The organism is Paenibacillus sp. JDR-2, from assembly GCF_000023585.1.
Classification (GTDB): domain Bacteria; phylum Bacillota; class Bacilli; order Paenibacillales; family Paenibacillaceae; genus Pristimantibacillus.
Window position 1 is genome coordinate 5505494 of the sequence record NC_012914.1, and the last position, 15757, is coordinate 5521250.

Below are 15757 nucleotides of genomic sequence, written 5' to 3' on the forward strand. Positions count from 1 at the left end.
AACCGTCTATCCCACCTTCGTCACACGAACATCGCCGATGAACGTGCTAACGACGAGTTTGATTTTTTTATCCGTCTCCTCATAGTAAGGGGAATGAATGTTGATGCTCTTGAACATTCCGCCTTCCTTCTGGCCCAAAATCTTCACGTCGCCCACGAAAGCACTCGATACGACCTGTACGCCTACCTCGTAATCGTTAGGCACATAGACTTTAACGTCCCCTATAAAGGAAGAGATGCAAATCTTCGTCTCGCCGAAAGGTATTTGTGCTTTCGTCAAATCTACAATGGTATCGCCGATAAAATGCGAGATATTAAGCGGCTTCAGCTCCCAGTAATCCTGGCCGATATGAATATCTCCGATAAATCCCGATCTCGATTGCGCGTGCGGATCGTGGTTCCAATATTCAAAAGAGCCATGCTTCGCCCGCTGACGATGCTCGCGGATATGCTCCCTTACTTGCTGCTTATGCTCTCGGATATGACGCTTTTGTTCGTGAATCTGCCGGCGAAATTGCTGTCTCATGTCATGATGTCTCATCCGATGAAGCGGTTCTTCGCGATAATCCCCGGCCGGTTCGCTGCGTTCATTCCTTTCATTAAAGGCAGAAGAGTCTCCTTCGCTGCGGGCTTCCTTCCTTTCATCCGTGCCGCCCGGTTTCGTAGGGTCCGGATGAAGCGGAGGAGCCGACGGTACTTCGCCTTTGTAATCGGTATAAGCATTGTACGACTTCCACTCGTCTTCATATTGCGGCGGCTCTTGGTGGCGGTGCCGCGGACGGCGCAAGAAGTTAAAGCCCACCAGGATGATAATTATCGGCCAAGCATAGGAAATGATGTCCCCGAACGACCAGGCGAACCATTCCAGGTTATGACCCAGGAATAGAAAGCCGAGAATAATCATCATGCCCGCCCACCAACCCGAGCCGTGACCCTGACGGCCGGCAAGCAGTCCATGCAGACCGATCCAGAGCAGTACGACCGGCCAATAATTGGAGATAATCTCGCCAATACTAATGTCATAATCAATCATGCCCAGTTGTTTCAACAAGAAGAATACGCCAACGGAAATGATGACAAGACCCGATAACAGCCGGTTTAGAAAGCTTCCATTCAATTTAGTCAACTCCCTGCCTGTACTTCAGAATGTCTTATTGCTACTTAGTATAGCTAATGAAAGAAGGGATATAAAGGGACGGCCGATTGAACTTGGCATCGGTCTCGAGACGGAGTTCAAAACGATTTGTAAGGTCAGTTGCCAATGTTTCGAGTCCAATCTATGAAAATCTGTAAAAAAAAGTTAGACTGCGTCACAAAACATTACGCTAATACGTTGACATTACTTACTTCGGCTATTTATAATGGTGAGCGGATTCATAGAGACAGAGAAACCTTACATCAATAACGACTATGAACAACGGGAGTTGAATCAATGGATGTAGCAGAACTGTCGAGAGGGCTGGATACCATATGGGTGGTCTTGACAGCAGCAATGATTTTGCTGATGGAAGGCGGATTTGCCCTGCTTGAGGCTGGATTTGTCCGGCAGAAGAATGCGGTTAGCATTATTATGAAGGTATTTGTCGACATTGTATTTGGTGCACTTGTCTTTTACTTCTTCGGTTTTGCCATCATGTATGGCAAAGACATCGGCGGCTTATTCGGCACATCCGGTTTCATGCTTAACGGAGATTTGACTCACATCAATCTAAATATTTCCCACGAAACCTACTGGCTGTTCCAATGCGCTTTTGTTATCGCCGTTATCTCCATTGTATCCGGAGCCGTTGCGGAACGGATCCATTTCCGGGCTTATATTTTGCTAACCATCGCCATGACCGGTCTGATCTACCCGTTGTCCGGACATTGGGTATGGGCGGTTAACGGCTGGTTAGGCAATCTTGGCATGATCGATTTTGCCGGATCTGCGGCAATCCACGCTCTTGGCGGATTCGCGGCGCTTGCCGCAACCTTGTTTATCGGTCCGCGGATCGGCAAATTTTCACCTGACGGCAAAGTAAACATCGTATCGCCCTCCAACCTGCCGCTCGCATCGGTTGGCGCTTTTATTCTCTGGTTCGGCTGGTTCGGCTTTAACGCCGGCAGTACGCTTAGCGCAACCAACGCGGCAATCGGGCACATTGCCATAACAACCATGTTGTCCGCGGCATCAGGCGGCGCAATCTGTATTTTGTTTACGATGTTCCGATACCGCAAAGCAGATCCGCCGATGGTTATTAACGGTTCTCTCGCCGGCCTTGTCGGGATTACGGCGGGCTGTGCCTTTGTATCTGACGGAGCTGCCATCTGGATCGGCTCTATTTGCGGGATCGCTATGGTTCTTGTTACGGAATTCATGGAACGCAAACAAATCGATGATCCGGTTGGAGCTTTCGCCGTGCATGGCATAAGCGGCAGCATTGGCACCCTGGCCGTTGGATTATGCGCGATTCCCGAGCTAACCGAAGGCGTTGGAAATGGCTACTACGGTTTGTTGTACGGAGGGGGCTGGAATCTGCTTGGAGCCCAAGCCCTTGGACTTGTCGTTATCGCTATTTGGGGCTTTGGCTTGACATGGGCTGTATTATGGCTGATCCGCAAAGTGATGCCTGTTCGCGTATCCAAAGACGAAGAGCTTGTGGGCCTTGATGTCGGGATCCATGGCGTCCCTGCATACAGCCAGGAAAATGACTTTATAGATGTAGACCACATCACAAGAAAGTAATAAAAATAACGGCGTTCCTCCGATGGGGAACGCCGTTTATTTATAAGTATGAGTATTATCGATATAGTTCATTAACCAGGTCTCCCGAGACCGTTACGATATCTGTAGGTGAAGATACTTGAATGGATCTTGCATGCTCGATCTCTAGCCGAAGCGCCCGAACCTGCTCCATCGGTTTTTTCACGAAATGGATGTACTCAACGGCCAAATGATGATCCGGCTTCCGGCCATGCAATAATCGGCGCAACGTAGACATCGACTGGTAAGCCCGTTCTTCCTTCAGACGACGCTTCTCATAACGTTCAACCATTTGCTCGATTTCCGCGATTTCCTGCTCCTTCTTCGCTACGTACGCATCAATAAAGGGCAGCACTTCAGCCGCTTTGCGATGATGGGTCGAAGAATGATTCGTATGGATAATTGGATCGGTCATGTCAACTCACCTGTCTTCATTGCGTGATTATTTATTACATACCTAATCATACAACAAAGATTCGTTCTTGAAAACTGAATTTATGTAACATTAGAAAATTTGACAAAAACAATATTTTCAAATCAAAAACGATTATCGTTGCCCTTGCGGAACGCATTGCTATTCGGGTCATTGAAAAAAGAGGAACCAGGGACGGTTCCTCTGTTGATTGGTTTAAGTAGTTACTTCTGTGCTTTTTGAGTTGCTTGGTTAGCTGTTTTACCAGCTGTAGCGTTTTGGTTTTGGTTGAATTCTTCAGCGAATTCAGCATTGTACTTGTTGTTTTGAGCTTTGTTGTTTTTATTTTTAGCCATGATAGTCATTCACCTCCCCGTCCAACCTTAGTATGGCTGTGTGAAGGCTTATTATGCAGGTACGGAACACGGGGATCATGACTCTAGATAGGTCTGGGGGATCGGTTTTCCGGCTTCTACCGCGCGGTTAATCTGGTTAAGCCAGGACTGGGACAGCTTGCCGTTGCCTTTGCGAAGCACCTGGACATCCACCGTTCTTTTCCCCCACTGCTTATATACATCTTTTATCGTCTCAAAGTATAAGTCGAGCCTGTGGCCTTTGATGGCCGAACCGGTATCCGCTACTACGCCGTAGCCATAGCCCGGGATATAGAGCAGCGTACCAATCGGGAATAGCCTCGTATCCGCCGCGACGGTCGACACTTGCCCCCTTCTGACTTTTACTCCGGAATAAGTGATTCCGTATTGGGGATGACCCGGACGCTTGCCGGTTGACTCATAACCGGCCGTATAACCGGTGGCTACGACCTGAACGGTTGATAGGGCCTGCTCTGCAATGGCTTCAACCGCTGCATTGCCATCCTTGTTCTTCTTTGTTCCTTCATGAATTTCTTGCTTGGCTGCGGGTGCCGCTGCAAGGCTTGGAGCAGCAACTCCTCCTGTCAGCACGGCGGCTATCGCCAGGCTTGAAATTGTTTTTGTACAAGTAAAAAAGCTTGTGACCATTTGGGCAGCTTCCTCCTCAGAAGAATATTTCCCAAACGGTCCAAGCTTTATGCATGAGACTTAGATTGTTTTAGTCGCGATTTCATTTTGCAGCAGCTCTACCAGCTCTGCTACAGGCTTAGCGCCGATATCGCCTTCGCCGCGCTTACGTACCGATACGGAGCCCGATTGCGCTTCGTTCTCGCCTACAACAAGCATGTATGGCAGCTTCTCGAGCTGTGCTTCACGGATCTTGTAGCCCAGCTTTTCGTTGCGCAGATCGCTCTCTACGCGGATACCAGCCAGTTGCAGCTTCTCTTCCACTTCACGCGCGTAAGCTTCGTAAGCAGTGGATACCGGAATAACCTTAGCTTGAACCGGCGACAGCCACAGCGGCAATGCGCCCGCAAAGTTCTCGAGCAGGAAGGCGGTCATCCGTTCCATTGTACTGATGATCCCGCGGTGAATAACGACCGGACGATGCTTTTTGCCGTCCTCTCCGATGTATTCAAGCTCGAAACGGTCAGGCAGCAGGAAGTCGAGCTGAGCAGTCGACAAAGTCTCTTCTTTGCCAAGCGCTGTCTTGATCTGAACGTCAAGCTTAGGACCGTAGAACGCCGCTTCGCCTTCTGCCTCGAAGAATGGCAGGCCAAGCTCTTCGACTACCTCGCGCAGCATACGCTGCGACATTTCCCACATCTCGTCGTTCTGGAAGTACTTCTCTGTATCCTGCGGATCACGGTACGACAAGCGGAAACGGTATTCCTTGATGCCGAAGTCCTCATAGACTTTACGGATCAGGTTAACAACGCGTGCGAATTCTTCTTTGATCTGATCCGGACGGCAGAAGATATGCGCGTCATTCAGCGTCATCGCGCGTACGCGGTGCAAGCCTGTCAAAGCGCCGGACATCTCATAGCGGTGCATCGTACCCATCTCGGCAATACGGACCGGAAGATCGCGGTAGCTTCTCATGTCGCTCTTATAGACCATCATGTGATGCGGGCAGTTCATCGGACGAAGAACAAGCTCTTCGTTATCCAGCGCCATCACTGGGAACATGTCTTCGCTGTAATGCTCCCAGTGACCTGAGATTTTGTAAAGTTCCACGTTGGCAAGAACCGGCGTATAAACATGCTCGTAGCCAAGACGCTCTTCGAGGTCAACGATATAACGCTCCAGCGTGCGGCGAACCTTTGCACCGTTTGGCAGCCACAGCGGCAGGCCTTGACCAACCTCGCGGGAGAACGTGAACATTTTCAGCTCTTTGCCGAGCTTGCGGTGGTCGCGCTTCTTCGCTTCTTCCAGGAAGTGCAGATGCTCGTCCAGCTCGGCTTTCTTCGCGAAAGCTGTTCCGTAAATACGCTGCAGCATCTTGTTCTTCGAGTCGCCGCGCCAGTAAGCACCCGCTACGCTAAGAAGTTTGAAGGCTTTGATTCGGCCAGTGGATGGCAGATGCGGTCCGCGGCAAAGGTCAAAGAATTCGCCTTGGTCATACATCGTAATAACCGAATCCTCAGGCAGGTCGCGGATCAGTTCAAGCTTCAGGTTGTCGTCAAGCTCGGTGAAAATCGCGAGCGCTTCATCACGGCTAACAACACGGCGACGAATGTCGAGGTTCTCGTTAACGATGCGCTGCATTTCTTTTTCGATCTTGGTCAAGTCTTCCGGAGTCAGCGACTGTTCCATATCGATATCGTAATAGAAGCCGTCCTCGATCACCGGACCGATACCAAGCTTCACGTTTGCGTTGCCATAAAGGCGTTTGATGGCTTGAGCCATCAGATGGGCCGTACTGTGACGGTACACTTCAAGACCGTCGGCCGATTCAACGGTAACGATCTCGATTGCCGCATCGGATTCGATTGGCGAGTACACGTCAACGACCTTGCCGTTGATTTTACCTGCGATTGCATTCTTGCGTAGACCCGGGCTAATCGAGCCGGCTACTTCTTCGATTGTTGTTCCAGCCGCATATTCGCGAACCGCGCCGTCTGGAAAAGTAACTTGGATAGACATGGATTTCCCTCCTGAGAAAGTTGGCATAGCAGGCGGGATGAACGCAAAAAAAGCACGCATCCCGCAAAGGGACGAGTGCTTGATTACCCGTGGTTCCACCCTACTTCGACCGCTCTCTTGCATCTGAAACCAGACATATGAGGGCAATCCTTGTATTGATCTGATAACGGAGACATCCGGTGCAGCTTAATAGTGGCTTATTCATCGTAATCCACGTTCAACGGCACAGCTACAAAGAGGTATATTTGCTGATGTCATGAAGGAAATTGCAGCCGAGTTTCCTCTCTCTGAGCCGACATTACGGGGCAAATACATGGCTTTGTCATTGCTTTTTGCATAGTTATGAGCAAATTATAACCGCTTTGTCCCCCATTGGTCAATAGATGCGGCTATCAGGCTGGATTGTTCCATTTCCTTCAAAGCATGGACTGCAAGCCGGACATTGGGTGCAAACCGATACGCGGTTGTCAAAAATCGTCTCGATCGTCCGGATGACCTGCATATCATCCTGTCTCGTGTGAATCATAATATGCTTAGGCGAGACGGCAATCAGCGAACTGATGACCATATCTTCGATATTCATCTCAGTCTCCAGCATCTCGGCCACTAACTTGTCCGAGTGGGGCTTCGGTTCAAAAGGCTGAAATTTCTCGTTAAAAAGGACAAAATCATGACTCCCTTTATGCACGAGATGGACAATCGGTACCTTGGATTCCTGTAAGCCCACAAAATATTTCAGCAGCGAAATAAACTCCTGGTACTGTTTATCCAGCACATATTCGTCCAAAGCATAGTCTACAATTTCGGCTAGTTCCGTCCGGTAGGGCAGCAGCCGGAAAGACGTTAATCCATCCATATGCAAAACCGAGTTCTCCTGCAGATAACGGTCAATCTCATCGGCTACCTTCGTTTTGCGTCGCTGCCGGTCCGCATCCAGAAATCTCGTTCCGAGACCGTCCCATTCGGTTCCATGTAGCAGCTCGTGGCAATATTTTTCGATGACAGGTGCATCGATGGCATGGTTGTTCCTGTATTTTCTCCGAATGATGGCTGCCAGTATGAGCGGTTCCATATCGGTTACGATGAATTCGGCAAGCGCTTTGGAAGCGGCTTGAAACACCGATTGGCTATGGTCAGCCAGCTGAAAATACGGCAGGATCGCTTGGCAGCTAATTTCCTTATCGGAAAGCAGCGTGTACTGTATAGCTTCTTCTTCGATGTGTGCGATATGTAGATCATTGGTAGTGTATTCCGCCATCAACGCCGCTAAACGGGCAGCGGATTGCTCCATGTTCGAAGGCAGCGTTACGGTAAACAGCTCCATGAGCTCACCCCTTTCATTCCCCTTATAAGTATATGGCTGGGGGGTTGGGTATATACGAAAGGAGTGGTGGGAGATGATGGGGAGTGGCGTTGGTTGTGCTGGCTTCTTATTGGCGCTGGCTAGGCTGGGATTTCACCGCGCGAAAGTAACGTCCTTACGATCGCTGTTGTTCCCGGATTTCTTCGATTCAAGCCGCGATGCGGTTGAAATCCGGGGAACAAAGGCGCACTAAAAGCTTTCTGCAAGAAAGCTGCATCGGAAGCATAAACTACGTTTCTCCAGTACGTTACTTTCGCTCCGCTCACGCCAGCCAACTCTTCACAAACCAAGCCTCACTACACCACTCCTGGTGGGGTGAGGCTCTGATGTACAGCCCGGTTTCCTCGGGCAGCAATTTTATCTAGCCCCCATTAGGCTACGTTGGAGATAGTCCAATGAAAAAGGCCATTAACAGGCTCATTTTGAGTTTACGTTGGATTCCGTCCAGCGTAGTTTTCGATTTTTCCGGAAAAAGACTTAAATTGGCACATTATACTGGAGCGAATCCAACGTAGAGAGCCTAATCGGCTTTGCAATGCTTTATTGATTGGAGGTAATCCAACGTAGCGCAGTCGATGGCGTTACTCCGTTGGCTGATGGAGATAAGTTTTTTTATGGGTCAGCAGCTTGGGGCTGACGTCGTAGCACAGCTTGATCTCGGGATCATCAAGAATGGAAAGATTTTTGACAGCGATCATATTAAAGCCATGCGGAGGACCTTCGAGATAAACCCGGTCCGGAGGAATAATTTCCACCGGCTTGCCGGTCATATCTATGTTGGTGTTGTAATCGCGCAAGGCATAGATATGGTAGCCGAAGGATTGCAGGTACTGGACGATGTCGCTTTGATCAAGCCCATTGCTCCAGTCGACGTAGTTGCGGTGAACCTCGAAGATGATATTGGGGGCATGATCCGGAGTCAAATTCAATTGACTCTCGGCGCCTTGAAGAACGGTATGCTCCAGCCCTTCGATATCAAGCAGAATCAGATCCAGGCTGCCAATCTGCTGATGCTTCACGTATGTATCAATGGAAACGGTAGGGAAGACCTCGGCATTCTCGCTGCCGGCATGGTCCGTTACCAGCTCCGCATGGGCGAAGGAATCCTCTCCGATCAGCTTCATTCTGGCTTGTTCGTCTTTCCATAAGCCAAGTTGCCACGCGCGTATATTATCCAGACCGTTCAGCTCCGCATTATGCTGCAGCATGTAGAACTGGTCCTTGTTGGGCTCAAAGCAATGCACGGTCCCGCCCAACGGCAACATCTCCTTCGCAACGATCAGCGCCTGATCGCCAAAATAAGCTCCGCCAATCAGCACTTCCTTAACCTCTCGGGAGAAAATCTTCAGCAGCTTGGTCGTCTGCGGCTCCCATACATGATCGGGACAATCCGGTTCGGCCAGCAGAAAGTCACGCGCTATTTTGGTCCGGTAGTAGAAATCAAAAGTTAGGCCGCATGCGATCTTCTTCCTCAGAATCGTATTTTCGTCAAAGATAGCATCCAGTATGGGGGCCGTTATTTCTTCCCGCATATTGATACCTTCACGGTGAAGACTGATCTCCATCTGCTTGATCGCGGCTATTAGTTTCTGCTGGTCCATCCTCTACACATCCTTCTTCACATGTCTTGTTCATGGAAAAGAATATGTGACATCAACCTCATTTCATGCCCGAAATAAAAAAAGCATCCAAGCCCCATTAAGCGGGACCGGATGCTTACATCTTTATTAGTTCTGCATTACAAAGTCTTTCGAAGCGTGCTCGTTGTCATCGTACATCTTGAGCGTATTGTATTTCGTATCGCGTTGTGCCGGGATTTTGCCGGACTCGCGGATAAGCTGAAGAATAAGTTCGATGTTAACTTTATGCGTGGTGCCCGCGGCAGATACGACGTTTTCCTCGATCATCGTGCTGCCGAAGTCATTACAGCCGTACGAAAGCGACTGCTTGCCGATTTCCGGCCCCATGGTCACCCAGGAAGACTGGAAGTTATCAATATTGTCGAGCATGATGCGGCTGACCGCAACCATCTTCAGATATTCTTCCGGCTTCGACTTCTCGACTTTCTTCATATTCGTGTTATCCGGCTGGAACGGCCAGCAGATAAACGCAAGGAAGCCTTTCGAATCATAAGCGTTAGCGATACACTCATCCTGCGCGTCGCGAATGCGGAGCAGGTGAAGCGCACGCTCTTCCGCGGTCTCGCCAAAGCCGTATACCATCGTTGCCGTGGTGTTCATGCCATGACGGTGCGCAGATTTCATCACGTCCATCCAATCGGTCCAAGAACCCTTCAAACGGCTGATTTTGCGGCGGGTGCGGTCATCAAGGATCTCGGCGCCGCCGCCCGGCAACGAATCAAGGCCGGCTTCGTTCAGCTGGCGGATCACCTCGTCGAGCGACAGCCCTTCCGATACTTCCTTCATCTTCTGAATTTCGGCAGGCGAGAAGGAATGCATCGTAATGTCCGGGAAGTGCTGCTTAATCTCGCGAAGCAGGTCCGTGTAATAGGAGAACGGCAGGTTCGGGTTGGTACCGCCCTGCATCAGAATCTCCGTACCGCCTACATCGATGGTTTCCTGAATTTTATTAAGTATCGTTTCGTTCGAGAGGACATAACCCTCATTCGAACCCGGCGCGCGGTAAAATGCGCAGAACCGGCAATAGACATCGCAAATATTTGTATAGTTGACGTTCCGGCCCACGACAAATGTCGTAATCGGTTCGGGATGGCGTCTCAGCATCAGCTGATTCGCAACCTCGCCCATTTTTTCAATTTCATCGGATTCAAGCAGCGTTACGCATTCGTCAAACGTAATCCGTTCGCCGAGCAGCGCTTTATCCAAAATCTGGTCCAACGTAGACATCGCAAGACCTCCTTATCTTTCCGTTCTTAATAGCTATCAACTAATCCTATCATATCTCGTTCTTGTCCGTCATCTTTCGTATGTTACGGAAAAACGAAAAAACACGGTCTGTCGCACGCGACAGCCGCATTTTTCGCTTATTTTGAACAAAATTATCCGCGCAGGGCTGCGTCCAGATCCGCGATCAGATCCTCGATATCTTCGAGTCCTACCGAGTAACGAACGAGACCGTCCGTAATTCCCCGCTCGTAGCGAACTTCTCTCGGCATTGCCGCATGCGACATTTTGGCCGGGTAAGATAAAATACTTTCCACCGCGCCAAGGCTAACCGCAACGAGCGGCAGCTGAACGCGGCTTAGAAGCGACGCAGCGCTCTCGCCGCTGCCTACGTCGAAGGACACAACAGCTCCGTAGCCCTTCGATTGCTTCTCGTGAATGTCACGGCCCGGATGATCTTCAAGACCGGGGTAGAACACTCTCGTAACCGCCGGATGATCATTCAGCCATTCCGCCAATCTGCGGGCACTTCGTTCGCTATGCTCCATGCGGGCTTGCAGCGTCTTCATACCGCGCATCAGCAGCCAGCTCTCGTGAGCGCTCAGAACCGCGCCAAGGCCGTTCTGAAGCTGATACAGCCGGCGTCCGAGCGCTTCGTCATTTGTTACGGCCAGTCCAGCCAGCACGTCGCTATGACCGCTCAGGAACTTCGTAGCGCTATGAAGCACAATGTCTACGCCAAGCTCAAACGGACGCTGGTGGTAAGGCGTCATAAACGTATTGTCGAGCATTGTCAGGAGGCCGTTTTCTTTTGCCCAGCCCGTTACCCGCGCGATGTCCGTGATCTTGAGCGTAGGGTTGGACGGCGTCTCCATAAACACGGCTTTCGTGTTCGGTTTAATCGCGTCTTTCACCTGATCGAAATCCGTCATGTCCACAAACGTGGTTTCAATATTGAAACGGGTCAGCACAGCCGTAAGCAAACGGTATGTACCGCCGTACACGTCCTCCGTTACGATCACATGATCGCCTGCGGACAGCAGCATAAACGCCGTCGAGATCGCCGCCATGCCGGAAGCGAAAGCGAAACCGCGGGTACCGCCTTCCAGCAAAGCGATATAGTTTTCGAGCGCTTCGCGGGTCGGGTTGCCCGAACGGCTGTAATCATGATGCGGCGGATTTTGAATATCCGCCTGATGGAAGGTTGACGCTTGGAAAATCGGCGCACTGGATGCGCCGGTTTGTTCATCAATTTCGGCGCCGAAATGAAGCAGCTTTGTCGCAAAGCTGCGTCCGGCGATTTTTTCGGGATTATGTCTGTCGCTCATGACATTTAAGCCCCCTCGATTTCGCGTTTTGCCGCAGCTAAAGCCTGATCGAGATCGGCAATCAAATCATCGGCATGCTCGATTCCTACCGAGAAACGAAGGAGACGGTCGTCGACGCCGATCTTCTGACGAATTTCCGCCGGAATATCCGCATGCGTCTGAACAGCCGGATATGTCATAAGCGACTCTACGCCGCCAAGGCTTTCCGCAAACGCGATCAGCTGGATATGACGGAGGATTGGCTCTACGTAACGGGCATCCTTCAGACGGAAGGAGAAAATGCCGGTATTGCCCGAAGATTGCTTGTTCTGCACATCATGACCCGGATGGTGTGGAAGCGCGGGATAATAGACATCCTCAATCGCCTCGTGCTCCAGCAGAAAATTCGCAATAGCCGTTGCGTTGAGCTGATGGCGTTCCATGCGAAGCGCCAGCGTCTTCATGCCGCGCATCAGAAGCCAGGAGTCCTGCGGTCCAAGAACGGCGCCAAGCGAGTTGTGCAGGAAAGCTATTTGCTCGGAGAGCTCTTTGCCTTTCGTTACGATCAGACCGGCAAGCACGTCATTGTGACCGCCCAAATATTTGGTTGCGCTGTGGACTACGATGTCCGCGCCAAGCTCAATAGGACGCTGGAAGAACGGAGTAAGCAGCGTATTATCTACAATAGTAAGAAGTCCTTTGGACTTCGCCCAAGCGGATACCCGCTCCAGGTCGGTAATCATCATCAGCGGATTCGTTGGCGTCTCGATCAGAACCGCCTTCGTATTGGGCTGGAGCAGCTCGGACATGCCGTCAAGATCGTTGGTATCTACATACGAAGCCGTAACGCCGTATCTGGACATGATTTTTTCAAGCAAACGGTATGTGCCGCCATACAAATCAAGCGAGACGATCAGATGGTCGCCTTGGCTGAACAAAGCGAAGATCGTTGTCAGAGCGGCCATACCGGAACTACAGGCAAACCCTGCGTCACCGGATTCGAGCTGAGCCGCCGCTTCTTCCAGAACGGTACGCGTCGGACTTTTGGTGCGGGCATAATCAAAGCCAGTGCTTTGGCCAAGCTTAGGATGGCGGAACGCCGTTGCTTGATAAATCGGGAAGCTTACCGCACCCGTTACAGGCTCCTTCTCGGAACCGATATGCGCAAGATGACTTTCAATTTTCATAAAGTTCGTCCGTCTCCTTCGTCTTCGTCATGTCTAATTTATTATTTAGATACCGGCGCCCAAATCATAAGGCGTTTGTTGGTATACATAATAGTTCAACCAGTTCGAGAACAGCAAGTTCGCATGGGAGCGCCATGTCGAATAAGGGAGTTTTTCCGGATTATCTCCCGGGAAATAGTTCTTCGGAAGCTCAATCTCCAGCCCTTTTGCTTTATCCCGGTCATACTCGTATTTCAGCGATAGCGGATCGTATTCCGAATGCCCGCTGACGAAAATTTGTCTGCCGTCCTTGGAAGCTACAATATATACGCCGGAATCTTCGGACTCGGACAAAATATCCAGATCCCCGATATTCTCGATATCCTCGCGGCGAACTTCGGTATGGCGGGACTGAGGGACAAAGAACATTTCGTCAAAGCCGCGGAGCAGATTGACGTTCTGCTTCTCGGTTGTATGCGGGAACACCCCGAAGATCTTTTTGTCCAGTTCGTATTTCGGTACGCCGTAGTGGTGGTACAAGCCGGCCTGCGAGGCCCAACAAATATGGAAGGTCGAAGTCACCTGACGCCTGCTCCAATCCATAATGTCCTTCAGCTCTTCCCAATAATTCACGTCCTCGAAGTTCAGATGCTCGACCGGAGCGCCAGTAATAACAAGACCGTCATAATACTGGTCCTTAATGTCATCGAAAGTTTTGTAGAACGATTCCAGATGCTCGTGCGACGTGTTTTTGGACGTATGGGTCTTCGGATGCAGCAGTACAATCTCCACCTGCAGCGGCGTATTGCCAATCAGGCGAAGAAGCTGCGTTTCCGTCGTTTCCTTGGTCGGCATCAAGTTCAAAATGGCAATCCGTAATGGACGGATGTCTTGATGGAAAGCGGTGCTTTCATCCATAACGAAAATGTTCTCATTGTTCAAAATCTCTTTGGCTGGTAAAGAATCAGGTACTTTAATCGGCATTGCGATTCACTCCTTTGCTTCGATATCGGCCTTCTCAACGCAAAAAAGACCCTTTCTGCCGTGAGAAAAGGTCGTGCGCTCATCAAAAAAAGAGCTCTCGCCTCCCTCATCTCTCAGAAACTAATGTTTCCGCAAGAATTAGCACCGTGCTTACGCCGGTTGCCGGGCTTCATCGGGCTAGTCCCTCCGCCTGCTCTTGATAAGAAAGTGGTTCTATTCGGTTGTCGAAATCCAATTCTATTGTTAACTTTAATGGATTCTGCCATTCGCGTCAAGGACGTTATTGACATATGCTGTAGAAGGCTTTTTTTGAAGGCGGTCGGCCTATTTTTCCGCTTGAATGTAAAGTGTATGGGGGAGTATACTAGACAAGGATTAAAAGCCTATTTTTCATGAAGAATAAAGGATAAAGGAGTGCAAACAGACATGGAAGGCGATCGACCTAAGCCTGACAACAACCGAATACGGCAGCTGCCGGATCTATCGTTGCTCAAGCGGGCGTTTGCGTTTTAAGTCCGTTCTTTTGCCCGTTCATCCGGCAGCTCGTCACAAGAGAGGAGAAGCTCGGATGAAAATTCGTCATGTAAACAACGGGTTATTTACCCATATCGAAGACATTAATGAAACGCTGGTTCCGGCAGCGGAAGGCTTCTATTGGATTGATGCCGACGTGGAAGACCTCGCTATCCTGCAGCCGCTGTTTGGCATGCATGATCTGGCCGTCGAAGACTGCCTGAGCGAAGAAGAGCAGCGTCCGAAAATCGAAATTTATGAAAACCAATATTTTATTGTAATTAACAGTATCCGGTTCGATGACGAGGAAATTTTCCTCCGTGCGCTGAATATTTTTCTAGGCCGTCATTATATTATTACGATTACGAAGCAAAAGCTGAACGAGCTGCGCACGCTGAAACCCGTTCTGTGGGAACAGGAAGTTAACCGGCCGGACTATTTCTTATACCATCTCGTCGACATCGTGGTCGACAATTACTTCCTCGTAGGCGACCGGATCGACAACCGGATCGAGATGCTGGAAGAAGATATATTAATGAATACGAAAAAAACGCATCTAAACGAAATCATCGGTCTGCGCGGCGAAATTTTGTGGCTGAAGAAAGTGCTCGGCCCGCAAAAGGACCTCATCGCCACGCTGAACAAGCGGGATTTGAAACTGATCGACGACCAGCTGCAAAAGTACTTCAGCGACATCTACGAGAATGCCGTGAAGATCGCCGAGTCCTTCGATACGTACCGAGAGCTCATGGGCAACTTACGAGAAGCTTATCAGTCGACCATCTCCGCCCGGGCGAACGAAATCATGCGCGTGTTTACCGCGATGACCACGATCTTCATGCCGCTGACCTTTATAACCGGGATTTACGGGATGAACTTCGACTTTATCCCCGGAATGCATGTGCGCGGCGGATCGATCATTCTGCTTGGCATCATGCTCGCGTTAGGAGTAGGAATGCTTGTTGTGTTTAGGAAGAAAAAATGGTTATGAGTGGGGAGCCGCCCTGGTGTTGGGGCGGCTTTTTGCTGTCCGCTTTGTGGCGGGGGCGGTCGGGTCGGTGTGCTTCGGGGACGGGGGAGATCTCCTTTCAGCCGCTGTTGTCTACACTTTGCCTGAATGAGTGTTCCAAGGTGGCAAAGTGTAGACAAAGGCGGACGCTCCGCTCTTCAATGGAGATCTCCCCCTTACCCCTGCGCCCCTCCCCGACCGCCCCGCGCTCCCAGCACCGCCGCCCACAACCCCTGGCGGCTCTTGGGGGTGGAGCCGATAAGGTGGGCTCAGGTGCTGCGCACGAGCCCGACTTAACAATAAGCACGATAAGACCCTGGCAGGGTCTTATCACAGCCACTTCAACCCCCTTAAAGCACAATAAGACCCTCGCGGGG

General features: G+C 50.5%; 14 protein-coding genes and 1 riboswitch. Of the genes, 3 read left to right on the forward strand and 11 right to left on the reverse strand.

What is annotated here, in order from left to right; all coding sequences use genetic code 11:
• Positions 1-6 precede the first annotated feature (6 nt).
• The gene (liaF, locus tag PJDR2_RS24085; RefSeq protein WP_015846337.1) at positions 7-1116 is read right to left on the reverse strand and encodes a cell wall-active antibiotics response protein LiaF; all 1110 of its coding nucleotides are present in this window, start codon (positions 1114-1116) and stop codon (positions 7-9) included.
• A gap of 315 nt (positions 1117-1431) precedes the next feature.
• Between liaF and PJDR2_RS24090 the strand changes: the two genes are divergently transcribed.
• Positions 1432-2724, forward strand: coding sequence for an ammonium transporter (locus tag PJDR2_RS24090; protein WP_015846338.1), 1293 nt, complete (start codon positions 1432-1434; stop codon positions 2722-2724).
• 55 nt (positions 2725-2779) lie between these two features.
• On the opposite strand, the gene PJDR2_RS24095 is transcribed toward PJDR2_RS24090, so the two are convergent.
• From PJDR2_RS24095 to PJDR2_RS24110, 5 genes are all read right to left on the reverse strand, one after another.
• Complete coding sequence (locus PJDR2_RS24095) at positions 2780-3157, reverse strand: hypothetical protein (protein ID WP_015846339.1); 378 nt, start codon at positions 3155-3157, stop codon at positions 2780-2782.
• A 221-nt stretch (positions 3158-3378) separates the two neighbouring features.
• A complete protein-coding gene (locus PJDR2_RS33620; RefSeq protein ID WP_015846340.1) occupies positions 3379-3510 on the reverse strand; it encodes a hypothetical protein in 132 nt (43 codons plus the stop codon).
• A 75-nt stretch (positions 3511-3585) separates the two neighbouring features.
• Positions 3586-4176, reverse strand: a complete 591-nt coding sequence (locus PJDR2_RS24100) for a 3D domain-containing protein (protein ID WP_015846341.1) — start codon at positions 4174-4176, stop codon at positions 3586-3588.
• A 60-nt stretch (positions 4177-4236) separates the two neighbouring features.
• Positions 4237-6174, reverse strand: coding sequence for a threonine--tRNA ligase (gene thrS / locus PJDR2_RS24105; protein ID WP_015846342.1), 1938 nt, complete (start codon positions 6172-6174; stop codon positions 4237-4239).
• 376 nt (positions 6175-6550) lie between these two features.
• Positions 6551-7498, reverse strand: coding sequence for a putative sporulation protein YtxC (locus tag PJDR2_RS24110; protein ID WP_015846343.1), 948 nt, complete (start codon positions 7496-7498; stop codon positions 6551-6553).
• Positions 7499-7571: 73 nt separating this feature from the next.
• On the opposite strand from PJDR2_RS24110, the gene PJDR2_RS33285 reads away from it, so the two are divergent.
• On the forward strand, positions 7572-7730 hold the full coding sequence (locus PJDR2_RS33285; protein WP_015846344.1) for a hypothetical protein: 159 nt from the start codon (positions 7572-7574) through the stop codon (positions 7728-7730).
• Positions 7731-8118: 388 nt separating this feature from the next.
• Here PJDR2_RS33285 and PJDR2_RS24115 read toward each other — a convergent pair whose 3' ends face one another.
• The 5 genes from PJDR2_RS24115 to metA form a co-directional block, all read right to left on the reverse strand.
• Positions 8119-9138 carry an FkbM family methyltransferase gene (locus tag PJDR2_RS24115; protein ID WP_015846345.1) on the reverse strand — a complete coding sequence of 340 codons (1020 nt, stop codon included), beginning with the start codon at positions 9136-9138 and terminating at the stop codon, positions 8119-8121.
• A 126-nt stretch (positions 9139-9264) separates the two neighbouring features.
• Positions 9265-10404, reverse strand: a complete 1140-nt coding sequence (mqnC, locus tag PJDR2_RS24120; RefSeq protein ID WP_015846346.1) for a cyclic dehypoxanthinyl futalosine synthase — start codon at positions 10402-10404, stop codon at positions 9265-9267.
• A 152-nt stretch (positions 10405-10556) separates the two neighbouring features.
• A complete protein-coding gene (locus PJDR2_RS24125; RefSeq protein ID WP_015846347.1) occupies positions 10557-11729 on the reverse strand; it encodes an aminotransferase class I/II-fold pyridoxal phosphate-dependent enzyme in 1173 nt (390 codons plus the stop codon).
• 5 nt (positions 11730-11734) lie between these two features.
• Complete coding sequence (locus PJDR2_RS24130; protein ID WP_015846348.1) at positions 11735-12895, reverse strand: aminotransferase class I/II-fold pyridoxal phosphate-dependent enzyme; 1161 nt, start codon at positions 12893-12895, stop codon at positions 11735-11737.
• A 45-nt stretch (positions 12896-12940) separates the two neighbouring features.
• Positions 12941-13858, reverse strand: coding sequence for a homoserine O-acetyltransferase MetA (gene metA, locus PJDR2_RS24135; RefSeq protein ID WP_015846349.1), 918 nt, complete (start codon positions 13856-13858; stop codon positions 12941-12943).
• 103 nt (positions 13859-13961) lie between these two features.
• A riboswitch (SAM riboswitch) is annotated at positions 13962-14064 on the reverse strand.
• Positions 14065-14426: 362 nt separating this feature from the next.
• Between metA and corA the strand changes: the two genes are divergently transcribed.
• On the forward strand, positions 14427-15362 hold the full coding sequence (corA, locus tag PJDR2_RS24140) for a magnesium/cobalt transporter CorA (RefSeq protein WP_015846350.1): 936 nt from the start codon (positions 14427-14429) through the stop codon (positions 15360-15362).
• Positions 15363-15757: the final 395 nt, after the last annotated feature.